Here is a 22,201-nt window from a genome sequence, read left to right on the forward strand (position 1 = left end):
TTTTTATCTCGTTACGCCATGATATGTTAGTTAGGAGGTTAGCTCGCTGGTTAGTTGGTTTTTATCGCTAATGGGTTGTCAGTTAACAATGTCGTTATTTTATCTAAAGGCTCTGGATGAGAATAAAGGTATCCTTGGGCAATAAGGCAACCTGCTTTAAGTAAAATGTCTTTTTGTACTTCGGATTGAACACCTTCTGCAATGACTTCAAGTTGTAATGATTTGGCTAATTGAATAATGGTTTTGCATACTTGCAAATCACTATGGCTAGTGGCAATTTTATTAATTAATGACTTGTCAATCTTGATGGTTTGTATCGGTAAAGCTTGCAGGTAAGATAAGTTTGAATAACCTGTACCAAAGTCATCTATACAGACTTTAATTCCTAGATTGCGTAATTGTTTTAGGGTGTTACTCGATTTTTCTAAGTCATGAATCAGGCTACTTTCGGTTATTTCAATTTGTATCGCTCCAGATGAAATAAAGTTACGTTTTATCGTTTGTTCTACCATTTGTGCCAAGGTGTTTTCTTCTAGTTTTTCGGTGGACAAATTAACGGAGATAGGGGGGGCTTTTATGCCTAACTTATTTAACTTGGCAATATGTTCGGCAACCGTATTAATGACCCAATGATCAATAGCCATAATATTTTTGGTGTTTTGAGCGGATTTTATAAAGTCGGTTGCCGGTAAAATTTTATGACTAACCGGGTGGTGCCAGCGCAATAATGCTTCCATTCCTACGATTTTTTCACCGTACATTTCATATTGAAATTGATAGTAAAGTTCAAACTCATTATTTTCTATGGCTTGTTTTAATTCTGCTGAACTTTTCAGCTTTTCATCAATAGCGGCCTGTGAATCTTGGTTGTAAAAGTAGTAGTTGTTTTTGCCTAACGCTTTGGCTTGGTACATGGCTTTATCAGAATGGTTGAGTATTTCAGAGGTGGTTTTACCATCGCGAGGAATAAACGCAATTCCTATGTTTGCTGATATCTGTATTTGATGGTCTTGAACATGAATAGGTTCATGAATGGCATCCAATAAGCGTTTTAGATAACTATCCATTTTAATATATAGTTCTTTGGGTAGTAGCTTGTTCTTCTGCTCGACTAATATCACAAACTCATCTCCACCAAAGCGGGCAACTAAATCTCCTTTACGAGCATTGTTTTGCATGCGTTTAGCAATAATGGTTAAAACTTGGTCGCCAACCTCATGTCCGGCTAAACTGTTAATTTCTTTAATACCATCAAGGTCAATAAAAAGTAGAGCGGAGAGTTTAAGACTATTTGCTGGCGTTTGTAGCTTAAGGTGTTTGCGAAGTTGTTCTAAAAAATAAGAACGATTGGCTAACTGTGTTAAAGAGTCGTGATTGGCTAAATCAAGCATTTTGCTTTCACGTTTTTTTAGGTCAGACACATCTCTTGCGGTACCTTGGTAGCCAGTGATTTGATTTTTTTTATTGAGAATAGGGTGACCACTCAATAACATATAAACTTCTTGGCCTGAGTTATTGATGAATTCAACTTCTAGGTTAGTAAAGGTTTTACCCAGCATTAATTTTTGCTGAAAAACTAATCCTGTTGTTTCTGCATTGCGGGGTTCAAAAAACGTACTAAGAGATTTGCCTAAAACATCGTCTGGTTTATATCCTAAAATGGGTAAGACTTGATTACTGGAATAGTGAATAAATCCTTTTTTATCTATTTCCCAAACCCAGTCTTGAGAGTTTGCTAGTAACTGCTGATAGCGCTCTAGCGAGGACAAGCTTTTTGAGTTTAGTTTTCTAATTGTAAGGCTAAATATTAACCAACTGATTAGTGTTATCAGCAGTGCAGCAAAAGCCGTATAGCTTACGGTTTCTATCAAAACCGGTTTGAGGCTTTGGCTGTTGTATTTAATCACTAAACCCCACTCTTTTGGAATAACGGGAGTATAGGCAATTAATTTAACGTCTTCTAAAGATTGACTGTTGTTTTGTATTCCGGCTTTACCTGACATAACCATATACAAAGGGTGGCCAATTGACTCAAGGGTTTGCTGGTCTGGTTTTTCTGTTTTGGAGGAGAATAAAGCTTCTGTTTTATCAGTAATTGGATTTTTATGTATTAAAAAATATTCGTGTTCAGGTTGGTTTTGATTAAATTGAGCCCATAAAGATTTGATTTGGTTGATGGCCGCTTCAGCATTTTGTTGTTGGCGCCATTTTGAATCGGTTTCAGTTGAGGGGGTAAGAAGCTTTTTTAAAACAATCGCTTGCAATTCAGCCTCATCTTGTATTTTTATTTTTTTTTGCTCAACGACATAGTTGTAGACGGGGATATAAGTGAAAATGCTGGCAAACGTAATCGCAAAAATCATCAAAAACAAGATGAGATTTATACTGATTTGATATGTTTTTAATCTTTTCATATCACGAGTCCTAACGATAACGTATTAATTAATATTACATTCTGTAATATTTTGTAAGGTTTTTTAAATAATGTTTTTGATAAATTGTTTATTAAATTCAAAGCACTATTTGTTTACTTATAATTTGAGATTTTGTAACTATCTGCTGCAAAAGTCTCAATTTATATTATTGATTAGTTTTAAAGAGGGCTCTGTTTGAGTTGGTGAATCAGACTCACCATTAGAATTTATCGGCGTGCTGAGTTGTTGAATTATTGTGGAGATGGATTGCGGTTTTGCATGCAAATAACCTTGAATAATAAAACAACCTTCATCCGCTAGTAGCGACTCTTGTTCTTCAATTGATACGCCTTCTGCAATGATTGTTTTATCTAAAGTTTGAGCCAGCTGAATGATGGAACGACATATTTGAAAGTCTTGATTACTGGTTGTTATTTTATCGATAAATGATTTATCAATTTTTAAAGTGTCTATCGGTAATGCTTGTAAGTATGAGAGACTTGAATAACCGGTACCAAAATCATCAATAGAAGTTTTAACGCCTTTATCTCGTAAATCTTCAAGCATTTTTACCGTGCTATTCATATTTTGTAGAAGACTTGTCTCTGTTATCTCAATTCTAAAATCGCTAGGGGCAAGGTAGTTGTCTTCTAAGGTATTTAAAATAGTTTTAGTTAAATCTGGTTTATCAAGTATTTTTGCAGATAAATTGATGGATACTGGAATAGATCGGTGAGTCACTTTTTGCAGCCTATGCAAATCAGTGGCTGCCTGCTTAATGACCCATTCATCAATAGCTTGTATATGATTGGCTTCCATGGCGATGTCTAAAAATTCAATGGGTGAAATGAGTCTGTTTTGTGTAGGGTGTCGCCAACGGATTAAGGCTTCCATGCCATAGATTTTTTGGGTTTTTGAGTCGATTTGAAGTTGGTAGTGAAGTTCAAATTCGTTGTTTTCAAGAGCGCGTTTAATATCATTGGCAATTTGCTTACGTTGGTCTTCTAGTTCTTGCATGCTAGCATCAAAATAGCGAGAGCAGTTTTTACCATCGTGTTTAGCCAAATACATTGCACTATCGGCGTGGCTTAAAATTTCTGAGGGAGTTCTCCCATCTTGAGGAATCAGGGCGACTCCTATACTGCCACTTACCATAATATTATGACTGTCAATGACCAGTGGCTGATTTATGACTTCTAACAGTTTTTTAGTGTACTGGTTTAATAAAGCCTTAAATTCAGGCATTAAAATTTTATGGGTGCAGCGAATTAATACAACAAATTCATCGCCTCCTAGTCGAAATACCGTATCGTGTTGTCGGGTAAAATTTTGCATACGGTTAGAAATTTCTTTTAGTAGTTGGTCGCCAATATCATGCCCTTGATAATCATTTACCTCTTTAAAACCATCTAAGTCTATAAACAACAGCGCCGACAATAGCAGCTCTTTACGCTGTATGACTTCTGCTAAATGATGATTAAGTTGGTCAATTAGATTTGCACGATTTGGCAGCTGGGTTAAGCTATCAAAAAATGCCATGTTTATAATGTTGTCCTGGCGTTTTTTCTGTTCGGTAATATTACGATTAATCCCTCTATAGCCTTTTAATTTACCGGAATCATCTTTAAAAGCCTTACCATTTACTAAGACCATAACAGGGTTCTTTGATTTGGTTTTGAAGTGCATTTCAAGGTTTTGTAAATCAGATCTTTGCCCCATCTTGTCATGCAGGATTTTTTCATTTTTTTCTGCATTTTCGGGAAGTAAGAATTTGAATATAGGTTTACCAATAATCTCCTGAGGTTGGTAACCCAGCATTTCGAGTGATTGGTGACTAGAGTAGGTCAGATTACCGTATTGATCGGTTTCCCAAATCCAATCGGTAGTGCTTTCTACTAGTTGCTTATAGCGAGCTTGAGAGTTAATGACTTTATTGAGTGTATTGCTTTTCCAGAACTTAATCGCTAGCCAAGCAAATAGAATAGCAATTAGGCTGGCAAAACCTGTATAAGGTGCAATTTTTCGGAGTTGTTGAATAAAAGTAGGCTGTTTTTGAAGGACTAATAACCCAAATTGATCATCAATAATGGGGCTTATGCTGATGAAATATTGCTGAGGAATGTCCATGATTTTGGACTCATTTAATGCTTTAGAGAGTAGTGACTGTAACTGCTTTTCATCAATATCGATGTTGTTTACACCCTTATCCAAGACGATTTTAGGTAGATTTGTTTTTAAGTCTTTTTTGATAAGGAATAGTCGCTTATTACTGCCCAGTTGAATCTCTTTTTCCCAAAGGGGGGTAATGGCTTTTAAGGCTTTATTAAACTCAGCCGTTTGTCTGGTTACGTTTTTGGTTTTAACAACAGGTTTAAGCAGTGCTTTTAATTCGTTTGATTGGTCGTTTGCAAGGTTTTGTAACTGTAAGATATTATTGGTTTTTTGCTGATCAAGAATAGGCCATAAAGTCGCAGCAACCACGATCGTGATGGCAATTATTAGAGTAAAAAATATTGGGCTAAACTTAAGTTTAGGTGATTGTTTATTCGGCATATGAAAATATCTAGAGAATGTCTAAATTTAGTTAATTTTAATACTTTGATTCTATCCTTAAATTGATAAAGAATCAAAAATAATTATTTATACTTATATTAATACATTTGTTAGTGCTCCTAACGTGCAAAGGCTTTATGAAGAGCAGCTTAACGCCAGACCTTTATTTTTATGTTCTGGTGGCATTAAATAATGGCGATAATTTGGCTCTATAAAAATTTTATTAGATGTGTAAGGTTGCCTTAGCCAGTTCATCCAGTTTTCTAATGGCTTAACATTTCCTTGTGTGGTGGCTTCAATAATTTCTTGGGCAATATAATTTCGTAAGGTCAATAGAGGCACATTGTCTTTTAAGCATTGTTGGCGTTGTGGTTCGCTTTGATTGGCGATTCGTTCTCGGTATTTTTCTTGCCAACTATTCCACGCATTAGAGTCTAAAATATAGTCAGTAAAGAGGTGATGTTTTTCATTGCCAAAGTGGGTCAATAGGGTAAAAAAGTAATGAAAATCAAGCTGCGATTCATCCAGTAAAATTAGCGTGTCCGCAATAAAATGTTTATCTTCCGAAACTGGAAGAGTCAAACCAAATTTATGTCCCATCTTAGTGAGATATTCTTGGTTAAAAGTTTCTATGTAATGATTTACCGCATTTTCAATCTTTGAGCTATCAATTAAGTTTGAAAATGCTTGCCCTAACACTTGGCAGTTCCATAAACCTATATTGGGTTGCTGGCTATAGGCATAACGACCTTCGGTATCGGAGTGATTGCAGATATGATGAATTTTGCAGTCATCTAAAAAGGCGTAGGGGCCAAAGTCAAAAGTTTCACCCGCCACAGACATGTTATCTGTATTCATTACTCCGTGGCAAAAACCGACACTTTGCCAGCCCGCAATCATTTTTGCGGTGTTTTGCATAATGGTTTTTAAGAGCTCGGCATAACGTAATTTTTCATCATGAATATCGCTTAACTCAGGGTAAACCGTTTTAATGACGTAGTCTGCGAGTTGTTTTTGTTGTTCAATATCACCTTGTTGTGCCAACCATTCAAAATGCCCAAAACGAATATGTGTTTTAGCAATCCTAATATAAGTCGCTCTAGGTTCAATAGTTTCTCTCTGCACTCCTTCTGTACTGGAGCAAATACTTAAACAACGGGTGGTTGGTATGCCAAGTGCATCTAAGGCTTCACCGATTAAATATTCTCTAACGGCTGAACGCAGTACTGAACGACCATCTCCACGACGAGAGTATGGCGTTCGGCCACAACCTTTAAGGTGCAGATCCCAGTATTGATGATTTTTATCTTTAATCTGTCCAAGTAAAGCACCGCGCCCATCACCTAAGTCGGGATTGTAGTAACCAAATTGATGGCCCGTATATTTTTGAGCAAGAGGGGTGAATCCATCTGGAAAAGCTTGCCCTGAAGTCATTTCGAATAAGTTGGATTCTGTTAGTTTAATACCTAATTCATCGCATAAATTTTGATTAAAATGCAGTAAGTTTGCATTTTGCATCGCTTCGGGCGTTACCAGACTATAAAAGTGATTGGGAAGCTCAGTAAAGCTTTGTTGAAACATCTTTTTTTCAGAATTAGGCATAGTTATTTTTGTATTTAATTTCTTGGGTTAATTTTTACGTTAATTTAAGGGGATAATTTATAAGGGTTATAATAACTTACTATTTTACTAGGTTATTTATATTAATCTTACCAGGCCTGGTAAGTCTAGTGATTTTTGCTTTAATTTAGTCATTGAGATAATGAGTAAAGTGTTAATTAAAAGTTAGGCAACTTATGGTAAATTATCATCATTGTGAAAAAGGTGGGTTTTATTATGGTTTCAGTTGCGGTTGAAAATATTAAATGTGGTGGTTGCGCCAATGGCATTAAGCAAAAGCTCATTAAAATTGAAGGTGTTAAACAAGTTAGTGTTGAGATTGAAGCAGGCCTGGTAGAAGTTGAATTTGACGATGCTCATGATGAAGAGAGTCTATTAAGTAAAGTAAAAGCACAATTAGCTTCTATGGGATACCCAGAAGTAGGAAGTCTAGAAGGGCTTAAAGCGGCAGGAGCCAAAGCAAAATCCTTTGTTTCTTGTGCGGTTGGAAAAATGTCTGATTCTTCATCAGACTCAAACAAATGAAGTAGAATTTACCAGCTGATAGGCTGAGAGGGACCTTTACAAGAGTATTGCTTGTGAAAAGGCCTCTAGAATGTTTAAAAGACTTAAAAGTCAGGAGAGGATGAGTGAGCCAGCAGACCATGAACTATGAAGGTATAGAGCAAAAAAGCGTTGCTGAATTTACTGAAAAGGCATATCTGGATTATGCCATGTACGTTATTTTAGATAGAGCGCTTCCGCATATCGGTGACGGTCTTAAGCCTGTGCAGCGACGTATTATCTATGCCATGTCTGAACTGGGCTTAAAAGCCTCTTCAAAATATAAAAAATCTGCTCGTACAGTAGGGGATGTTTTAGGTAAGTTTCATCCTCACGGAGATAGCGCTTGTTACGAAGCAATGGTATTGATGGCGCAAGATTTCTCTTTTCGTTACCCTCTGGTGGATGGTCAAGGTAACTGGGGTTCGATGGATGACCCTAAGTCTTTTGCGGCAATGCGTTATACCGAAGCCAAGCTTTCTAAATTTAGCCAGTTACTTTTAGAAGAAGTCGGCCAAGGTACGGTTGATTGGACCCCTAACTTTGATGGTTCAATAGACGAACCGCTAGTTTTACCGGCCAGAGTCCCGCATGTATTATTGAATGGAACCTCTGGCATTGCGGTTGGTATGGCAACCGATATTCCTCCGCATAACTTAAGAGAAGTGGTTAATGGTTGTGTTGCCTTGCTGACCAACCCTAAGCTTTCGATTGAAGAGCTGGTAGATATTATCCCTGCGCCAGACTACCCAAACTCTGCACAAGTCATTACACCAAAAGCTGAGTTATTAAAGCTATATCAAACCGGTCATGGCTCAATTCGTCAACGAGCCAGTTACCGAGTTGAAGAGGGGGTGAATGTTGTTATTGATGCCTTGCCTTATCAGGTTTCAGGCTCAAAATTAATGGAGCAAATCGCTTCACAAATGCGCGCCAAAAAATTACCGATGGTGGTTGATTTGCGAGACGAGTCTGATCACCAAAATCCAGTGCGTTTTGTGGTTGAGTTACGCTCTAAACGAGTGGATGTTGAAACCGCAATGCTACATCTGTTCGCGACGACAGATTTAGAAAAAAGCTACCGTGCAAATTTTAATGTTATTGGTTTAAATGGCCGACCTCAAGTTAAGAATCTTAAAATGATGTTGGTTGAGTGGTTGGTTTATCGCGTTGAAACAGTGCGTCGCCGTTTACAGTATCGTTTAGATAAAGTCTTGGCTCGTTTGCATATTTTGGATGGTATGTTAATTGCCTTTTTGAATATTGATGAAGTCATTGCCATTATTCGTGAAGAGGATAAACCTAAGCCGGCTTTAATGGAGCGTTTTGGCTTAACCGATATTCAAGCAGAAGCGGTCTTAGAACTTAAATTAAGACATTTAGCTCGCCTTGAAGAGATGAAAATTCGTACTGAACAAGCGGAATTAGAAGCGGAGCGTCAAAAGCTAGAAAAATTATTAGGCAGTGAAGCGCGCTTAAAAACATTGGTTAAAAAAGAGTTGCTGCAAGATGCTGAGTTATATGGTGATGACCGTAAATCGCCTCTTATTGAGGGACGTTCTGCTCAAGCGATGAGTGAACAAGATTTACTGCCTTCTGAAGCGGTAACCGTTGTATTGTCTGAAAATGGTTGGGTTAGAGCCGCTAAGGGTCATGATATTGACGGCAAGGCTTTAGGCTATAAAGCGGGAGATGATTTCTGTGCACAGGCTTCTGGTCAGAGCAGACAAATGACGGTCTTTTTAGACTCTACTGGGCGAGCTTATGCTTTACCTGCGCACAGTTTACCATCCGCACGTTCTCATGGAGAGCCTTTGACCGGTCGCTTGAATCCGCCAGCGGGTAGCTCATTTACTCAAGTATTAATGGGGCAGCCTAGCGATAAAATTATCTTAGCTTCGAGTGCAGGTTTTGGGTTTATCACGCAATTAGAAAACCTTTACTCAAAGAATAAAGCGGGTAAAACTTCAATTACCTTGCCTGCAGGCAGTTCAGTTCTCACTCCCGTTGCGGTGGCTGCCGAACAATGGGTTATGGTAGTCACCAGTGAGCCTCGTATGCTTGTTTTTAAGGTTGAAGAGTTGCCAGAATTAGCAAAAGGAAAAGGTAATAAGCTAATTCAATTGCCTAAAGGTGAAACTGTTAAAGCTATTTATGCCTTTTCGCCAGGCCAAAAAATAGCGGTTAAAGCCGGTAAATATGAAAAAGTATTTGGTCCAACTGCAATTGAAGAAGCTTTTGCTAGCCGAGCTAAAAAAGGCATTGTTTTGCCAAGAACCCTAAAGCAAACCACACAAATCTTGATTGCTGACTAGCTAGATTTCTTAAAACAGCAACTTTCATCTTGTTTTATCAATTATTTAGGCAATACTTGTTTTGGTATAAGTGTTGCTTAATCATTCTTTGCTAAAGTTTTGTCATAAAATCTGACAATAGTTTTTAACTTTATTGCACTCATTAATCCTAACCCCCTTAATTGATTAGGTTTATGAGTTGTATATTTTGAGTTTTAATATTTATGTTGCAAAGTCATAGAACTTTGCTCTTCATCCTTTATAAGAAAGTTTTTTACGTAAAGTTATTATGCGTAAACTTTCGTTAAGTTAAGTAGGCACTATGTTTGCAAAACCCTTTGCCATTCTCGTCATAACGTTAAGCTTCTTTGGAGGTTTTTTGCTTATGGGGGGCAGCTTGTCCTCTTTGTGGCATCCTTCGGAACTGGTTGTGATCCTGGGTATTGCGACTGGAACTTTTTTAGCGTCTACGCCTGTTTATGTCTGGAAAAGAACGATGGGATTTCTAGGTCGCTACTATATGGGGGATAGGGTGACTAAGAAACTTTATAGTGAAACTCTAGGTTTATTGGAGGATTTGGCAAGGCTGTCGCGTTCTTCTGGTGTTTTAGCGTTAGAAAAACATATTATTGCTCCTGAAAACAGCCCTATCTTTGCAAATTATCCCAGTGTGTTAAAACACTCTGATTTAAAAAAGTTTATTGTTGATAATTTTAGTTATTTATTACTTAACCCGCCAAAAAGCCAAAGCTTTGCCAATCATTTAGAAAACCAGATTTATGATATTTACGACTCTATGAGTGAAGTACCAAAGTCTGTAGGTAAGGTTGCCGATTGGTTGCCTGGCTTTGGTATTGTTGCTGCTGTTTTAGGCGTAATACTCACAATGGAGTTATTAGGTGGGGATATGGATGTTGCAAAGATTGGTACGGCAATTGGTGCCGCATTGGTCGGAACATTAACCGGTGTGTTTTTTGCCTTTGCGGTGCTTGCTCCATTTGTGCATGCTGTTGAGGTGATGATTCGTCAAGATAAATCGCTATTGGAAATGACAGCCTCTTTTTTAGAGGCTTATGCAAATGGGGTTTCTCCAAACTTAGCGGTTGAGATTGGACGACAGCGAGTTCCTCCGGAATTTGAAGTTCCACGTGAAGCCGACTAATCTCAGTGTGGTCTTGATGTTTATGAATGCGGTTATAACTTACAAGGGTTTACTCTAATGTCTCGTCGAAGAGGGCATGATGAAGGCGGAGCTCATGGTGGTTCATGGAAGATTGCGCTTGCCGATTTAATGACCGTGCTAATGGTTTTCTTTTTAGTGATGTGGTTAATCTCTGTGGTTGACCCGGTTGAGCGTCAATCTTTTGTAAATAGTTTGGTTGGTGAGCCGCCCATTGGTGCTGAAGTTCAAGATGAAAAATTACTTCCCCCTCAAGAAAGTCTCGTTCAGTTAGATATGAAGCCGCCGGCTTCACAAGCCGATATTGAAGAAGCCATGAAGGATGTGGATCCAAAAGATATTAAAATTGAAGAAACTCCAGAATTTACCAAAATTACATTACGTTCAGATAGTTTTTTTGAAAGTGGGCGGGCAACCATTAGTGATAAAACACGTGAGAATTTAGAAACTTTAGGGGAAACCTTAAAAGGTCGTGAACAACCGATTACGGTTACCGGTTATACCGACAGTGTTCCAATTAATAACTTTCAGTTTCCTTCTAACTGGGAGTTGTCTGCAGCACGTGCCGCGATGGTGGCGCGTGTATTTATCGATATGGGGATGAATCAAAAAGTATTAACTATTGAAGGCAAGGCTGATAATGATGAAGTAGCTTCAAATTCTACCGCTTATGGTCGTTCTTTAAATCGTAGAGTCATTATTTTGGTTGATAAACGTCCAGAATCGGCTGTAAAACTCAATTAGGTTTTGTTAACTTAGTGCGCTTTTGAGTAAAGCTCATATGAGTAGTGAGTTTTTGAGTAGTTAAATTTTAAAGCATTAGCTACAGTGTTTACAGTTTTTATCTTTCTTTAAATTCAATGTTCTAATCATCATCGTATAAGCATCAATAATCATGAGTTTTCCTGTTAAAGTAGGAAGGTTCAATAAGGCTTTTACGGCTTCAATGGCTTGCATTGAACCAATCATGCCTACCACCGGTGAAAGTACGCCATTTTGACTGCAAGTCAGCTCCTGTCCAGAATCCTCTGGATAGAGACACTGGTAACACGGGCTCTCTTCATTCCGAAAATCATAAGTAGAGAGTTGGCCTTCCCAGCGAATTGCGGCTCCAGATATTAGAGGCACCTTAGCTTTAAAGCAAGTTCGGTTAAGCGCAAATCGTGAAGTAAAGTTATCGGTACAATCTAAAACCACATTGGCTTGTTTGACGAGCGCTAATACTTCACTTTCTTCTAGTTTATGAGCAATCGTTTCTATTTCAATATGATGGTTTAATGCCGCAAGATTGTGTTTGGCAGATTCAACTTTGGCTTGTCCAATATTAGTTTCACGATGAACAATTTGGCGCTGTAAGTTCGAATCGTCGACCTCATCAAAATCAACTAAGGTAAGTTTACCTATTCCTGCAGCCGCCAAATATAGAGAAGCTGGTGAGCCTAAGCCTCCTAAGCCAAAAATAACGGCATGAGATTGAGATAGGGTGAGTTGACCACTGTAGTCGATTTCTGGCATAAGAATTTGACGGCTGTAGCGTGAAAGTTCAGCATCATTTAATTCAGATTTATTCATGTCATTATCTTCTATTATTATTTTCTATTATCAATAGCTTCTTTATGAGCGCTTGGTAATGTTAAATCAATATTAACCATTCATCGACTCTTGCAAAGCTCTCTATATATTTATTGAGGTTTTTGGCCAAGTGTAATTCTAGGGTTTCCACCCAAGTCCTTGCAGAGTCTTATATTTTTATAGCCCTGTTTTTCAAACAGTTTATTAATATTATCGGCTTGATTGTAACCATGTTCAATCAATAACCAACCTTGTGCATGCAGATGTGACCAGGCCTGGTGAATAATTAAGCGAATATCATCTAGGCCATCTTTGCCTGATGTTAGCGCACTTATGGGTTCAAAACGAACATCTCCCTGCTTTAAATGAGGGTCATTATCTTCTATATATGGGGGGTTGGAGACAATGCAATGATAGTGTTGATTTTTGACGGCTGAAAACCAGTCACTCTCTAAAAAGGTGACGTTCAATTGATTTTTGATGGCATTTTGTTTTGCAATTTCTAATGCGGCAAGACTTTGGTCTACCGCAGTTATTTGGCAATCTGTTAACTCTGATTTTAAAGCTAAGGCAATCGCTCCACTGCCTGTACCTAAATCTAGAATGGCACAGTTAGAGTCTAAGCGATTAAAGCAATTTAAGTCTAAAACGGCTTCAATTAAAGTTTCAGTATCTGGGCGAGGGATTAATGTATCTTTGCTGACTTTAAGATCTAACCCCCAAAACTCACGTTGTTCAATAATGTGAGCAATAGGGTGGCCTTGTAAGCGTTTTTGTAGAAGTGTTTGAAAAATCTGCTCTTGTCCAGCAGACAATTCTTTTTCAGGCCAGGTAAAGAAGTAACTACGATTGACTTGTAGGGTATAACAAAGCAAGAGTTCCGCATCAATTTGTGGGGAATCAACCAGGCCTGCTTGTTTTAGCTGTTCTTGAGCGCTTTTTAGAGTTGCTTCAATCGTTGCCATAAACGTGTCTGCCAATGAATATTAATATAAGCTGAGACCTTTGCACAAGAGTATGCACGAGTAAAAATGGTTAAAATTCACCTGATTTTTGTTGAAAAACTTGTGAATAGCTAGCTATTCCCTGCGTTTTCCGCCGCAAACGAAGAACTCGACGCCCGAAGGGGTAAGTCGAGAATCAGGCAAATTTTTTACCCCCAAGGGGTACTCACGCCTATTTTTCTTTCGCACCTATCTCGTGCAAAGGTCTCAAGCTTTATAAATTAACCGTCGTTACTTAAGCTTGCTAACTGTTCAGCCTGGTGTTCTTGTATTAATGGATTAACCACTTGATCTAAGCCGCCATTCATTACTTCATCTAGCTTGTATAGCGTTAGGTTGATGCGATGGTCTGTTACTCGACCTTGTGGATAGTTGTAGGTACGAATACGGTCAGAACGGTCTCCTGTACCAACCAGACTTTTACGTTCTTCAGCAATTTCAGCATCGTGTTTTTGTTGACGTGCATCCATAATGCGCGCCGCTAACAAAGACATCGCTCGAGCACGGTTTTTGTGCTGTGAACGCTCATCTTGACACTCAACGACCGTACCGGTTGGCAGGTGAGTGATTCGAATAGCTGAATCTGTTTTGTTAACGTGCTGTCCACCGGCACCAGACGCTCTAAAGGTATCTGTTTTTAGATCTGCTGGATTGAGTTCAATTTGCTCAACATCAGGCGCTTCGGCCATAATGACCACGGTTGCTGCTGAAGTATGCACTCGACCTTGGGTTTCTGTTGCCGGTACACGTTGAACTCGGTGTGCTCCAGATTCAAATTTTAATTTTGAATAGGTCGCGTTACCAATAATGCGAGCGACAATCTCTTTGTAACCACCATGCTCACCCTCGTTAGTGTTAATAACTTCTACTTGCCATTTCATTTTTTCGGCAAAGCGGCTGTACATTTTAAATAAGTCGCCTGCAAAAATTGCGGCTTCATCGCCACCTGTTCCAGCACGAATCTCTAAGAAGGTGTTAGCCTCATCACGCGGATCTTTAGGTAACATCATTGTTTGCAGTTGAGTTTCGTAGGTTTCGATTTGTTTTTCGAGCTCAGGTAGTTCTTCTTGTGCCATTTCTTTAAGCTCAGAGTCGCTAGACTGCATCATCTCTTTTGCTTCATCAATATCTGCTTCTGTGCCAATAAAAGCATTAAAGGTATCCACAATTGGTGTAATTTGGGCGTACTCTTTGGTTAAAGCAGTGAACTTTTTTTGGTCATTAATGACATCAGGGTCTGAAATTAAAGCGTTAACTTCATCTAGGCGTTCAACCAAAAGTTCTAGTTTTGAGCGAATCGAATCTTTCACAGGGCATTTCTCAGTATTGTATTAAATTGATCCAGTCTAGATTTGACTAGACTAGCAGCAATAAAAAGTTAAATTAGGCTAACTATGAGACGTTTTGGAATCGTCGTCTTCACAGATTAATAGGGTTTCAGCAGCTTCAATCATAGCGGTGTCGCCATGTATGCCAGCTAGGTTAAGTTGTTTGGTTGGGGTATGAATTAGACGGTTAGTTAATTGGTTGGCTAATCGTTTAATTATCTCTTCAGAGTTAACGCCTTGATCTAATTGGTGTAAGGCATAATCGAGAGCCGCTTCTTTGATTTGCATAGATTGCTGACGATAAGCTTGAATAACCGGTTTGATTTGCTGAGTCGCTTCCATTTGAGTAATAAAAGCTTGGGCTTGTAAATCAATGATTTCTTCTGCTTCCAAAGCCGCACTTTGGCGTGATTGTTTACTGGTTTCAATAATTTCTTGTAAATCATCTACGGTATAAAGGTAGACATTATTGAGCTCTCCAATGCTAGGTTCAATATCACGCGGAACGGCAATATCAATCATAAACATGGGGCTGTTTTTACGTTTTTTAAGAGCCGATTTAACAGTCGGTTGTTTTAGGATTGCTGTTGGGCTTCCGGTTGAGCCAATAACAATATCCGCTTCATGTAGGTGTTTATCAATTTCGTCTAATTGAATGGCGTAGCCACCAACTTGTTCAGCTAATTTATGCCCGCGCTCAAAAGTACGGTTAGCAATGATTAAGTTTCCAATATTACTTTCTTTAAGGTGTCGAGCCACCAATTCAATGGTTTCACCTGCACCAAGTAGTAAAGCAGTTTGTTTTGATAAATCACCAAAAAATTGCTTAGACAAAGAAACGGCAGAAAACGCCACAGAAATGGGACTATTTCCAATGGCCGTGTCTGTGCGAACTTGTTTAACGGTTTTAAATATATGTTGAAACAGGTTCTCTAGTATTTGGTGAATACTGGAAGATTTGTGCGCGGCATTGTAAGCGTCTTTGATTTGCCCAAAAATTTGCGGCTCACCTAATACCAAAGAGTTCAAGCCGCTGGCAACACGCATAATATGTTTTACGGCGTCTAAATCATTATGCACATATAAATAGGGTGTTAAGGCGTTTGGTTCGAGCTTAAAAAATTCATGTAACCAATTATGTACTTTTTCTTCGAGCTCTTTTTCTCTGAGAATGCAGTAAATTTCAGTGCGGTTACAGGTAGAAAGAATAATGCATTCAGAAATTAATGAAAGCGACTTTAATTCTTCTATGGCTAGGCTTGCAGATTCAGCCGAAAATGAAACTGTTTCACGGATGTCGACAGGTGCCGTTTCGTGATTTACGCCAAGAGTACATAGTTTCATAGAGTTAAGGCTTTACCATTAAATTATTATGCAAAGTTTATCTTTAGACAAAGAGGCGTAATTTTGCTAAAAAATCATGCTAATTGCAAGTTTTTAGGGTAAATAGTCAGCTTGGATTAAGGTTTATAATTTTATTTTAGGTCTCTGTTCGAGATTTAGAAGAAGTCAAATACAAAGAATATGGTGAAGGGTAACATAGTTTTGAATGAGAAATTATGCAACACTTTTAATTATTTGTTATAAATGTTGAGTCTTATCTATTAATAATTAAGCGAGGATATTCTGGCAAATTAGCTGTGAAATGTCCTAGAATGTGACTCTTAATAGGTTTTTTTAAGAAAATGACTGTGTAAAAAAACGGTTTAAAATGGTGAGCATTTATGAAGTTACATGCAGTTCTGATTAGCGGGTTAATTACGGTTACCTCAATAAGCCTTTTGTCAGGTTGTGCCTTGAATGCTCAGACAAAAGAGAATAATCCTAAAGCGAACAGCGCTCAATCCATTCTAGCAAGCGAACCTCAGCAGAGTTCTGAAGCAGTTCCAAAAAAATATACCAAACTTGATTCTGCAACCATGTTTGAGATTTTAGCCGCAGAGATGATGGTGCAAAAACGCCAGATGGAACCGGCTTTTAAAGTGCTTTACCCTTTAGCAGTCAAAACCCAAGATAAGGCGTTGGCGGAAAGAACTTTTCAAATTTCAATGGCAACCTATCGTTTAGAAAATATTGAAAAAGCAACGAAGCTTTGGAGAAAAGTTTCACCTGAATCTGCCACGGCTTGGCGAGCCTCTTTTATTTTATCTCTTAGAGATAAACAAGTTCCGTTAGCGGTTGATCAGTGGGAAAAGTTTCATGCATTGTCCAAAGCCGATTTATTTGAAGACCTGACTGTTTCAGTTAATAAAGTGGTTGCGACCGTGCCAAAAGAAGCGGGAATGGCTTTTTTTGAAGCGCTGACTAAAAAATACAACCAGGCCTGGTCATCTCATTATGCTTTTGCTTTAGCAGCAAGTGTTTATAAAGAACCTAATTTAGGTTTGTTAGCCTTAGACAAAGCGAATCAACTTAAAGATAGTTCAGAGCATAAAGATAATCTAGAACCTAAGGATGATTTAAAACCTAGTGATAATTCAGAACCTAGGGATGCAGAAGCGTTGATTTATATGTTGATGTCTAAGCTTTATCTTATCAACGGAGAGCCTGCTAAAGGAATCAACGCTTTAGAAGATTATGTCAATAAAAATCCTCAAGATTTATTGTTACAAGAGCGTTTTGCTAGGTTACAAGTTCAGGCTAAACATTACGACGAGGCGGTCTCTCGTTATAAAAAAATTATTAAAGCGGAGCCAAAGGCTTATACATCAAAATTATCTTTGGCCTTAATTCAGCTTGAGAGTGAAAACTATGATGAAGCTGAAAAAAATCTATTAAACGTTGCTGAACAACCCGGTTATGCATCGGTTGGTCACTATTATTTAGGGGTTTTATACCAGGATAGTAATCGCTTTAAATTAGCTAAAGACGCTTTTAGTAAAGTGCAATCAGAAAGTTATTATGTTGATGCGCAGTTACATCTATCTGAAATAGCCTTTGCTGAAGATAACACTGAAAAAGCTTATAAAATTTTAGAAGCGATTCCCTTGGACGATAAAGAGAATAAAGTAAAAGTATTACGGGCTAAGGCGATTTTTAAGAGTGCAGAAGCAAAATGGGATTCTGCCATTGATTTATATAATCAACTTTTAGCAATAGAACCCGATAACTTGGGTCTGCTAAAAGCCCAATCAATGTTGTTTTATAAGAAAGATAATTTTGTTGATTATGAAACAAATTTGCTTAAGGTTTTAAAACAAGACTCAAACGATATTGATGTTTTAAACGCTTTAGGTTATTTCTATGTTGAGCAAAATGTTAAACTTCCGCAAGCTTATAATTTATTACAAAAAGCATTAAAGCTCGCTCCAAATAGTTACTATATTTTAGATAGTATGGGGTGGTACTACTATCAACTAGGTGAATATAACCAAGCTTTAGAATATTTAAATAAGGCTTTTAAAGTCAAAGCTGATGACGAGGTGTTAATTCACCTTATCACAGCATATTGGCAAGATAATCAAATTAACCGAGCAAAATCATTATGGCAAAATTATCACCAGGATTTTTTGCAAAATGATAGAGTTCAGAATTTAATCAATGAGTTGGAGTTAAACGGGAACCGTTAGCAGGCCTGTTAAAATTTATTTTTATAAAATTAAGAATTTTTTCTTGAACTTATTAGAAATAAATGGATAATACGCACCTGTCTTAAACGACATCGATATTAAAGGGCTGTAGCCAAGCGGTAAGGCATCTGGTTTTGATCCAGTGTACCGCAGGTTCGAATCCTGCCAGCCCTGCCAATATCCTTCCGAATTCTCAAGTCATTTTTTCCTTGAACAGGAGCGCCTTAAATGGCTACTAAAAATGTCATGATCTTTGCAGGTAATGCAAATGTCAGTCTCGCTGAAAAAATCTCTCAATACCTAAACATTCCTTTAGGAAACGCTGATGTAGGCCGCTTTAGTGATGGCGAAATCATGGTGGAAATTAAAGAATCTGTTCGTGGTCAAGATGTTTACGTTTTACAACCAACTTGTACGCCAGAACCCGCCGTTAATTTAATGGAAATGTTGGTCATGATTGATGCGCTTAAACGTGCATCAGCTGCCCGAATTACTGCGGTAATTCCTTATTATGGTTTTGCTCGTCAAGATCGTCGTCCATACTCTGCTCGTGTGCCAATTACAGCTAGATTAGCCGCTGATATGATTACGGCAGCCGGTGCGAATCGCGTTGTAACCGTTGATTTACACTCCGATCAGATTCAAGGCTTTTTCGATATTCCGGTAGATAATATCTACGGTTCACCTCTGTTAGTTGAAGATATGCAAAAGCATTGTGATTTAGCAAATACAACGATTGTGTCACCTGATATGGGTGGTGTGGTTCGTGCTCGTGCTGTAGCAAAAGCGATTAATACTGATATGGCCATTATTGATAAACGTCGTCCTAAAGCTAATGTAGCTCAAGTGATGAACATCATTGGTGATATTGAAGGGCGTGACTGTATTATTGTTGATGATATGGTTGATACGGCGGGTACTTTATGTAAAGCAGCCCAAGCTTTAATGGATCGTGGAGCGAATAGTGTTTCAGCTTATGTTGTTCACGCCGTTCTATCAGGGCCTGCTGTTGAAAATATTAAAGGTTCTGTACTTAAAGAGGTAGTCGTTACCGACTCTATCCCAGAAAGTTCAGAAGCTAAGGCTTGCGAAAAAATTCGCCGCGTTAGTATCTCTAGTATGCTGGGTGAAACCATTCGCCGTGTAAACTTAGAAGAGTCAGTAACCGCTTTAATGCATCATTAATTTTAGCGTCAGTAATAAAGACTGATCTGAATAACTTTTTAAGTTAATTAAAAAAGCACTCTTTTTAGAGTGCTTTTTTGTTTTTGGCTTTTTATCTAGGCAATGAAAGCGATGTAAGGTTTGCCTGGCTTAAATAACGAGTGTTTTTTATCCGTCTTTACCTTGAATAAAATGCAATAAAAAAGTGGTAAATTGTTGAGTTTTAAGTATAATGCCCGCTTCCCTCATGTTTGGTCGCGAACGTGAGATGTTTTAATTTAGTAGTTTTTATGGGTGGTTTTGTTAGCCCTATGTATTCAATAAGATACAAAAACTGCGTATTTGGAGAATAATTATGAGCCAGAATTGGACAGCAGAAATCCGTACTGAAGAAGGGAAAGGTGCGAGCCGCCGCCTTCGTCATGCGGGTAAAGTACCAGCTATTATCTATGGTGCTGGACAAGATGCCGTATCGGTATCTTTTGCAGAGAACTTTGTTAAAAAAGCGTTTGAAAATAACGATAACTTTAACAGTGTATTAACTATTGATGTTGCTGGTGGAACAACAGAGTCTTGTGTTGTTAAAGACATTCAGCGTCACCCAGCTACAGGTGAAGTTTCACATATCGATTTCCAGCGTGCTAGTACAGATAACCTGTTAACTAAGAAAGTTCCGCTTAACTTTGTTGGTGAAGCAGTTTCTCCTGGTGTTAAAGCTGGTGGACTTATCTCTTACCTTCAGGCAACGGTTGAAGTTAGCTGTTTAGCTAAAGACCTACCTACTAAGCTTACTGTTGATGTTTCATCAATGCAAGCAGGTACAAGTATGCGTCTTTCTGAATTAGCACTACCAGAAGGTGTTGTTATTACTGCACTTTCTCACGGAAATGCGGATTATGACCAATCGGTTGTTAATATCGGTAAGTCAAAGCGTTAGTAAAGGTTAATTAGTTTTGTGAAAATTCTCAAAATTAATTAAATTTACACATAAAAGAGAGCCGGCGTTTATGTCATCTGTTCAATTAATTGTTGGCCTGGGTAATCCAGGTGATAAATATGAGCAGACCCGACATAACGCCGGTTTTTGGTTTGTGGACGAAATTGCTAGGCAATTTGGTGTAGAGTTTCGTCCAGAAGCTAAATTTCTCGGTCACGCAGCACGAGTTCAATCTAATGGTTTAGATTTTTGGTTACTTAAACCAACGACCTTTATGAACCGAAGTGGACAGTCCATCCAGGCGTTAGCTAAATTCTATAAAATCCCTGTCGAATCCATACTCGTTGTACACGACGAATTGGATTTACCGCCTGGTGTCGCTAAACTTAAAGTAGGTGGTGGTCACGGAGGCCACAATGGCCTACGAGACACCATCGCTGCTATGGGTAAAGAGTTTATGCGCTTACGTATAGGTGTAGGGCATCCAGGGCATAAAGACATGGTTGTCGATTATGTCTTAAAAAGTCCATCAAAAACTGATCGTCAACTGATTGATGACGTCAGTTATGAAGCGACTCGTGTTGTACCCGATTTAGTTAAAGGTGATTGGGCTAAAGCAATGCAAGACTTGCATACCAAGTCATAGTGAAGGCTCTGCGCTCCATTTGTACAAAGCGCTCACAGAATAAAAAATTACTACAATTTCTTCAACAATATTCATTATTCCGTTTCTAGGAGACACAGCATGGCAATTAAATGCGGTATCGTAGGCTTACCAAACGTAGGTAAATCAACACTTTTCAATGCATTAACTAACGCAGGAATCGAATCGGCAAACTACCCGTTTTGTACTATTGAGCCAAACGTAGGGGTTGTGCCTGTACCAGATGCACGTGAAGATGCTTTAGCCAAAATTGTTAATCCTGAACGTGTATTATCTGCAACCGTAGACTTTATGGATATAGCAGGCCTGGTAGAAGGTGCCTCTAAAGGTGAAGGCTTAGGTAACAAATTCTTAGCTAATATTCGTGAAACCGATGCGATTGTTCAGGTTGTTCGTTGTTTTGAAAACGATGACATTGTGCATGTCGCAGGTAAAGTTGATCCTCTTTCTGATATTGAAATTATCAATATGGAATTGATTTTTGCCGATATGGAATCAATAGAAAAAGCCATTCAAAAAGTACAACGCATTGCAAAAAGTGGTGACAAAGAAGCTGCTGCTCGTATGACTTTGCTGCAAAAGGTTTTAGCTGGATTAGAAGAAGGTAAGTTAGTTCGCTTAATGGACTTGTCTGATGATGAATTAAAAGAGTTAAGAGATTTACATCTATTAACCGTTAAACCTATGATGTATATCGCAAACGTTAACGAAGATGGTTTTGAAAATAATCCGCTTCTTGATTCTGTTCAAGCCTTAGCCAAAGAGCAAGATTCAATGGTTGTAGCAATTTGTGCTTCACTTGAAGAAGAAATTGCCCAACTTGACGATGAAGATAAAGCCGACTTTTTAGCAGAAATGGGACAAGATGAACCTGGTCTAAATCGTGTTATTCGTGCGGGTTATGAAATTTTAGGTCTACAAACTTACTTTACTTGTGGTGTTAAAGAAGTCCGTGCTTGGACTATTAAAAAAGGCGATACCGCTCCAAAAGCAGCCGGCGTTATTCACAATGATTTTGAAAAAGGGTTTATTCGTGCAGAAGTGACAGCCTATCAAGATTTTGTAGACAATAAAGGCGATGCAGGGTCAAAAGCAGCCGGTAAACAACGTCTAGAAGGTAAAGAGTATATTGTGCAAGATGGCGACGTCATGCATTTCCGTTTTAACGTATAAAAATATGTCAAATAGTCATATGATTAGGTTGACATATTTCTGCCAAGTCTTATAATACGCGCACATTTTGGCTACATAGCTCAGCTGGTTAGAGCACATCACTCATAATGATGGGGTCCCAGGTTCAAATCCCGGTGTAGCCACCACTATTCAAAATTAAGCCGTCTTATGACGGCTTTTTTTATG

At 38.4% G+C, this 22,201-nt stretch carries 16 protein-coding genes and 2 tRNA genes; 11 read left to right on the plus strand and 7 right to left on the minus strand.

Annotated features, from left to right (window positions below; genetic code table 11):
* Positions 1–50: 50 nt before the first annotated feature.
* From BS34_RS0101695 to BS34_RS0101705, 3 genes are all read right to left on the minus strand, one after another.
* Positions 51–2,414, minus strand: coding sequence for a sensor domain-containing protein (locus tag BS34_RS0101695; RefSeq protein WP_029406826.1), 2,364 nt, complete (start codon positions 2,412–2,414; stop codon positions 51–53).
* A 156-nt stretch (positions 2,415–2,570) separates the two neighbouring features.
* A complete protein-coding gene (locus BS34_RS0101700; RefSeq protein ID WP_029406827.1) occupies positions 2,571–4,967 on the minus strand; it encodes a sensor domain-containing protein in 2,397 nt (798 codons plus the stop codon).
* Between the two features lie 135 nt (positions 4,968–5,102).
* Positions 5,103–6,569 carry a protein adenylyltransferase SelO gene (locus tag BS34_RS0101705; protein WP_029406828.1) on the minus strand — a complete coding sequence of 489 codons (1,467 nt, stop codon included), beginning with the start codon at positions 6,567–6,569 and terminating at the stop codon, positions 5,103–5,105.
* A 234-nt stretch (positions 6,570–6,803) separates the two neighbouring features.
* Between BS34_RS0101705 and BS34_RS0101710 the strand changes: the two genes are divergently transcribed.
* From BS34_RS0101710 to BS34_RS0101725, 4 genes are all read left to right on the plus strand, one after another.
* Positions 6,804–7,112 (plus strand): heavy-metal-associated domain-containing protein, encoded by a 309-nt coding sequence (locus tag BS34_RS0101710; protein WP_029406829.1) that lies wholly within the window; start codon positions 6,804–6,806, stop codon positions 7,110–7,112.
* Between the two features lie 119 nt (positions 7,113–7,231).
* Entirely contained in the window at positions 7,232–9,445 is a 2,214-nt protein-coding gene (gene parC / locus BS34_RS0101715) for a DNA topoisomerase IV subunit A (RefSeq protein WP_106379971.1), read from the plus strand.
* A gap of 301 nt (positions 9,446–9,746) precedes the next feature.
* Entirely contained in the window at positions 9,747–10,586 is an 840-nt protein-coding gene (locus BS34_RS0101720) for a motility-associated protein (RefSeq protein WP_029406831.1), read from the plus strand.
* Between the two features lie 57 nt (positions 10,587–10,643).
* Positions 10,644–11,348, plus strand: a complete 705-nt coding sequence (locus tag BS34_RS0101725; RefSeq protein ID WP_029406832.1) for an OmpA/MotB family protein — start codon at positions 10,644–10,646, stop codon at positions 11,346–11,348.
* Between the two features lie 75 nt (positions 11,349–11,423).
* Here BS34_RS0101725 and BS34_RS0101730 read toward each other — a convergent pair whose 3' ends face one another.
* The 4 genes from BS34_RS0101730 to hemA all read right to left on the minus strand — a co-directional run bounded on the left by BS34_RS0101730 (position 11,424) and on the right by hemA (position 15,852).
* On the minus strand, positions 11,424–12,176 hold the full coding sequence (locus BS34_RS0101730; RefSeq protein WP_029406833.1) for a HesA/MoeB/ThiF family protein: 753 nt from the start codon (positions 12,174–12,176) through the stop codon (positions 11,424–11,426).
* 110 nt (positions 12,177–12,286) lie between these two features.
* A complete protein-coding gene (gene prmC, locus BS34_RS0101735) occupies positions 12,287–13,141 on the minus strand; it encodes a peptide chain release factor N(5)-glutamine methyltransferase (RefSeq protein WP_029406834.1) in 855 nt (284 codons plus the stop codon).
* Positions 13,142–13,401: 260 nt separating this feature from the next.
* Positions 13,402–14,490: a peptide chain release factor 1 gene (gene prfA / locus BS34_RS0101740; RefSeq protein ID WP_029406835.1), complete on the minus strand. Its 1,089-nt coding sequence runs from the start codon at positions 14,488–14,490 to the stop codon at positions 13,402–13,404.
* Positions 14,491–14,568: 78 nt separating this feature from the next.
* A complete protein-coding gene (gene hemA, locus BS34_RS0101745) occupies positions 14,569–15,852 on the minus strand; it encodes a glutamyl-tRNA reductase (RefSeq protein ID WP_029406836.1) in 1,284 nt (427 codons plus the stop codon).
* 380 nt (positions 15,853–16,232) lie between these two features.
* On the opposite strand from hemA, the gene BS34_RS0101750 reads away from it, so the two are divergent.
* The 7 genes from BS34_RS0101750 (at position 16,233) to BS34_RS0101780 (ending at position 22,161) form a co-directional block, all read left to right on the plus strand.
* Entirely contained in the window at positions 16,233–18,077 is a 1,845-nt protein-coding gene (locus BS34_RS0101750) for a tetratricopeptide repeat protein (RefSeq protein ID WP_029406837.1), read from the plus strand.
* Positions 18,078–18,179: 102 nt separating this feature from the next.
* A tRNA-Gln gene (locus BS34_RS0101755) sits at positions 18,180–18,254 on the plus strand.
* Between the two features lie 51 nt (positions 18,255–18,305).
* Positions 18,306–19,262: a ribose-phosphate pyrophosphokinase gene (locus BS34_RS0101760; protein ID WP_029406838.1), complete on the plus strand. Its 957-nt coding sequence runs from the start codon at positions 18,306–18,308 to the stop codon at positions 19,260–19,262.
* A gap of 334 nt (positions 19,263–19,596) precedes the next feature.
* The gene (locus BS34_RS0101765; RefSeq protein WP_029406839.1) at positions 19,597–20,178 is read left to right on the plus strand and encodes a 50S ribosomal protein L25/general stress protein Ctc; all 582 of its coding nucleotides are present in this window, start codon (positions 19,597–19,599) and stop codon (positions 20,176–20,178) included.
* Positions 20,179–20,248: 70 nt separating this feature from the next.
* Positions 20,249–20,824, plus strand: coding sequence for an aminoacyl-tRNA hydrolase (pth, locus tag BS34_RS0101770; protein WP_029406840.1), 576 nt, complete (start codon positions 20,249–20,251; stop codon positions 20,822–20,824).
* Positions 20,825–20,923: 99 nt separating this feature from the next.
* Positions 20,924–22,015 carry a redox-regulated ATPase YchF gene (gene ychF / locus BS34_RS0101775; RefSeq protein ID WP_029406841.1) on the plus strand — a complete coding sequence of 364 codons (1,092 nt, stop codon included), beginning with the start codon at positions 20,924–20,926 and terminating at the stop codon, positions 22,013–22,015.
* Positions 22,016–22,084: 69 nt separating this feature from the next.
* Positions 22,085–22,161 (plus strand) — tRNA-Met (locus BS34_RS0101780).
* The last annotated feature ends 40 nt before the right edge of the window (positions 22,162–22,201 follow it).

Source organism: Thiomicrorhabdus sp. Milos-T2 (assembly GCF_000702325.1).
Classification (GTDB): Bacteria; Pseudomonadota; Gammaproteobacteria; order Thiomicrospirales; family Thiomicrospiraceae; genus Thiomicrorhabdus.

Bases quoted from the DNA above. Each gene is read 5' to 3' on its own strand.
- BS34_RS0101700 (WP_029406827.1), bottom strand. From the start codon at position 4,967: ATGCCGAATAAACAATCACCTAAACTTAAGTTTAGCCCAATATTTTTT.
- ychF (WP_029406841.1), top strand. From the start codon at position 20,924: ATGGCAATTAAATGCGGTATCGTAGGCTTACCAAACGTAGGTAAATCA.
- BS34_RS0101695 (WP_029406826.1), bottom strand. From the start codon at position 2,414: ATGAAAAGATTAAAAACATATCAAATCAGTATAAATCTCATCTTGTTT.
- BS34_RS0101760 (WP_029406838.1), top strand. From the start codon at position 18,306: ATGGCTACTAAAAATGTCATGATCTTTGCAGGTAATGCAAATGTCAGT.
- BS34_RS0101750 (WP_029406837.1), top strand. From the start codon at position 16,233: ATGAAGTTACATGCAGTTCTGATTAGCGGGTTAATTACGGTTACCTCA.
- prmC (WP_029406834.1), bottom strand. From the start codon at position 13,141: ATGGCAACGATTGAAGCAACTCTAAAAAGCGCTCAAGAACAGCTAAAA.
- BS34_RS0101730 (WP_029406833.1), bottom strand. From the start codon at position 12,176: ATGAATAAATCTGAATTAAATGATGCTGAACTTTCACGCTACAGCCGT.
- BS34_RS0101705 (WP_029406828.1), bottom strand. From the start codon at position 6,569: ATGCCTAATTCTGAAAAAAAGATGTTTCAACAAAGCTTTACTGAGCTT.
- BS34_RS0101720 (WP_029406831.1), top strand. From the start codon at position 9,747: ATGTTTGCAAAACCCTTTGCCATTCTCGTCATAACGTTAAGCTTCTTT.
- hemA (WP_029406836.1), bottom strand. From the start codon at position 15,852: ATGAAACTATGTACTCTTGGCGTAAATCACGAAACGGCACCTGTCGAC.
- BS34_RS0101765 (WP_029406839.1), top strand. From the start codon at position 19,597: ATGAGCCAGAATTGGACAGCAGAAATCCGTACTGAAGAAGGGAAAGGT.
- BS34_RS0101710 (WP_029406829.1), top strand. From the start codon at position 6,804: ATGGTTTCAGTTGCGGTTGAAAATATTAAATGTGGTGGTTGCGCCAAT.
- pth (WP_029406840.1), top strand. From the start codon at position 20,249: ATGTCATCTGTTCAATTAATTGTTGGCCTGGGTAATCCAGGTGATAAA.
- BS34_RS0101725 (WP_029406832.1), top strand. From the start codon at position 10,644: ATGTCTCGTCGAAGAGGGCATGATGAAGGCGGAGCTCATGGTGGTTCA.
- parC (WP_106379971.1), top strand. From the start codon at position 7,232: ATGAACTATGAAGGTATAGAGCAAAAAAGCGTTGCTGAATTTACTGAA.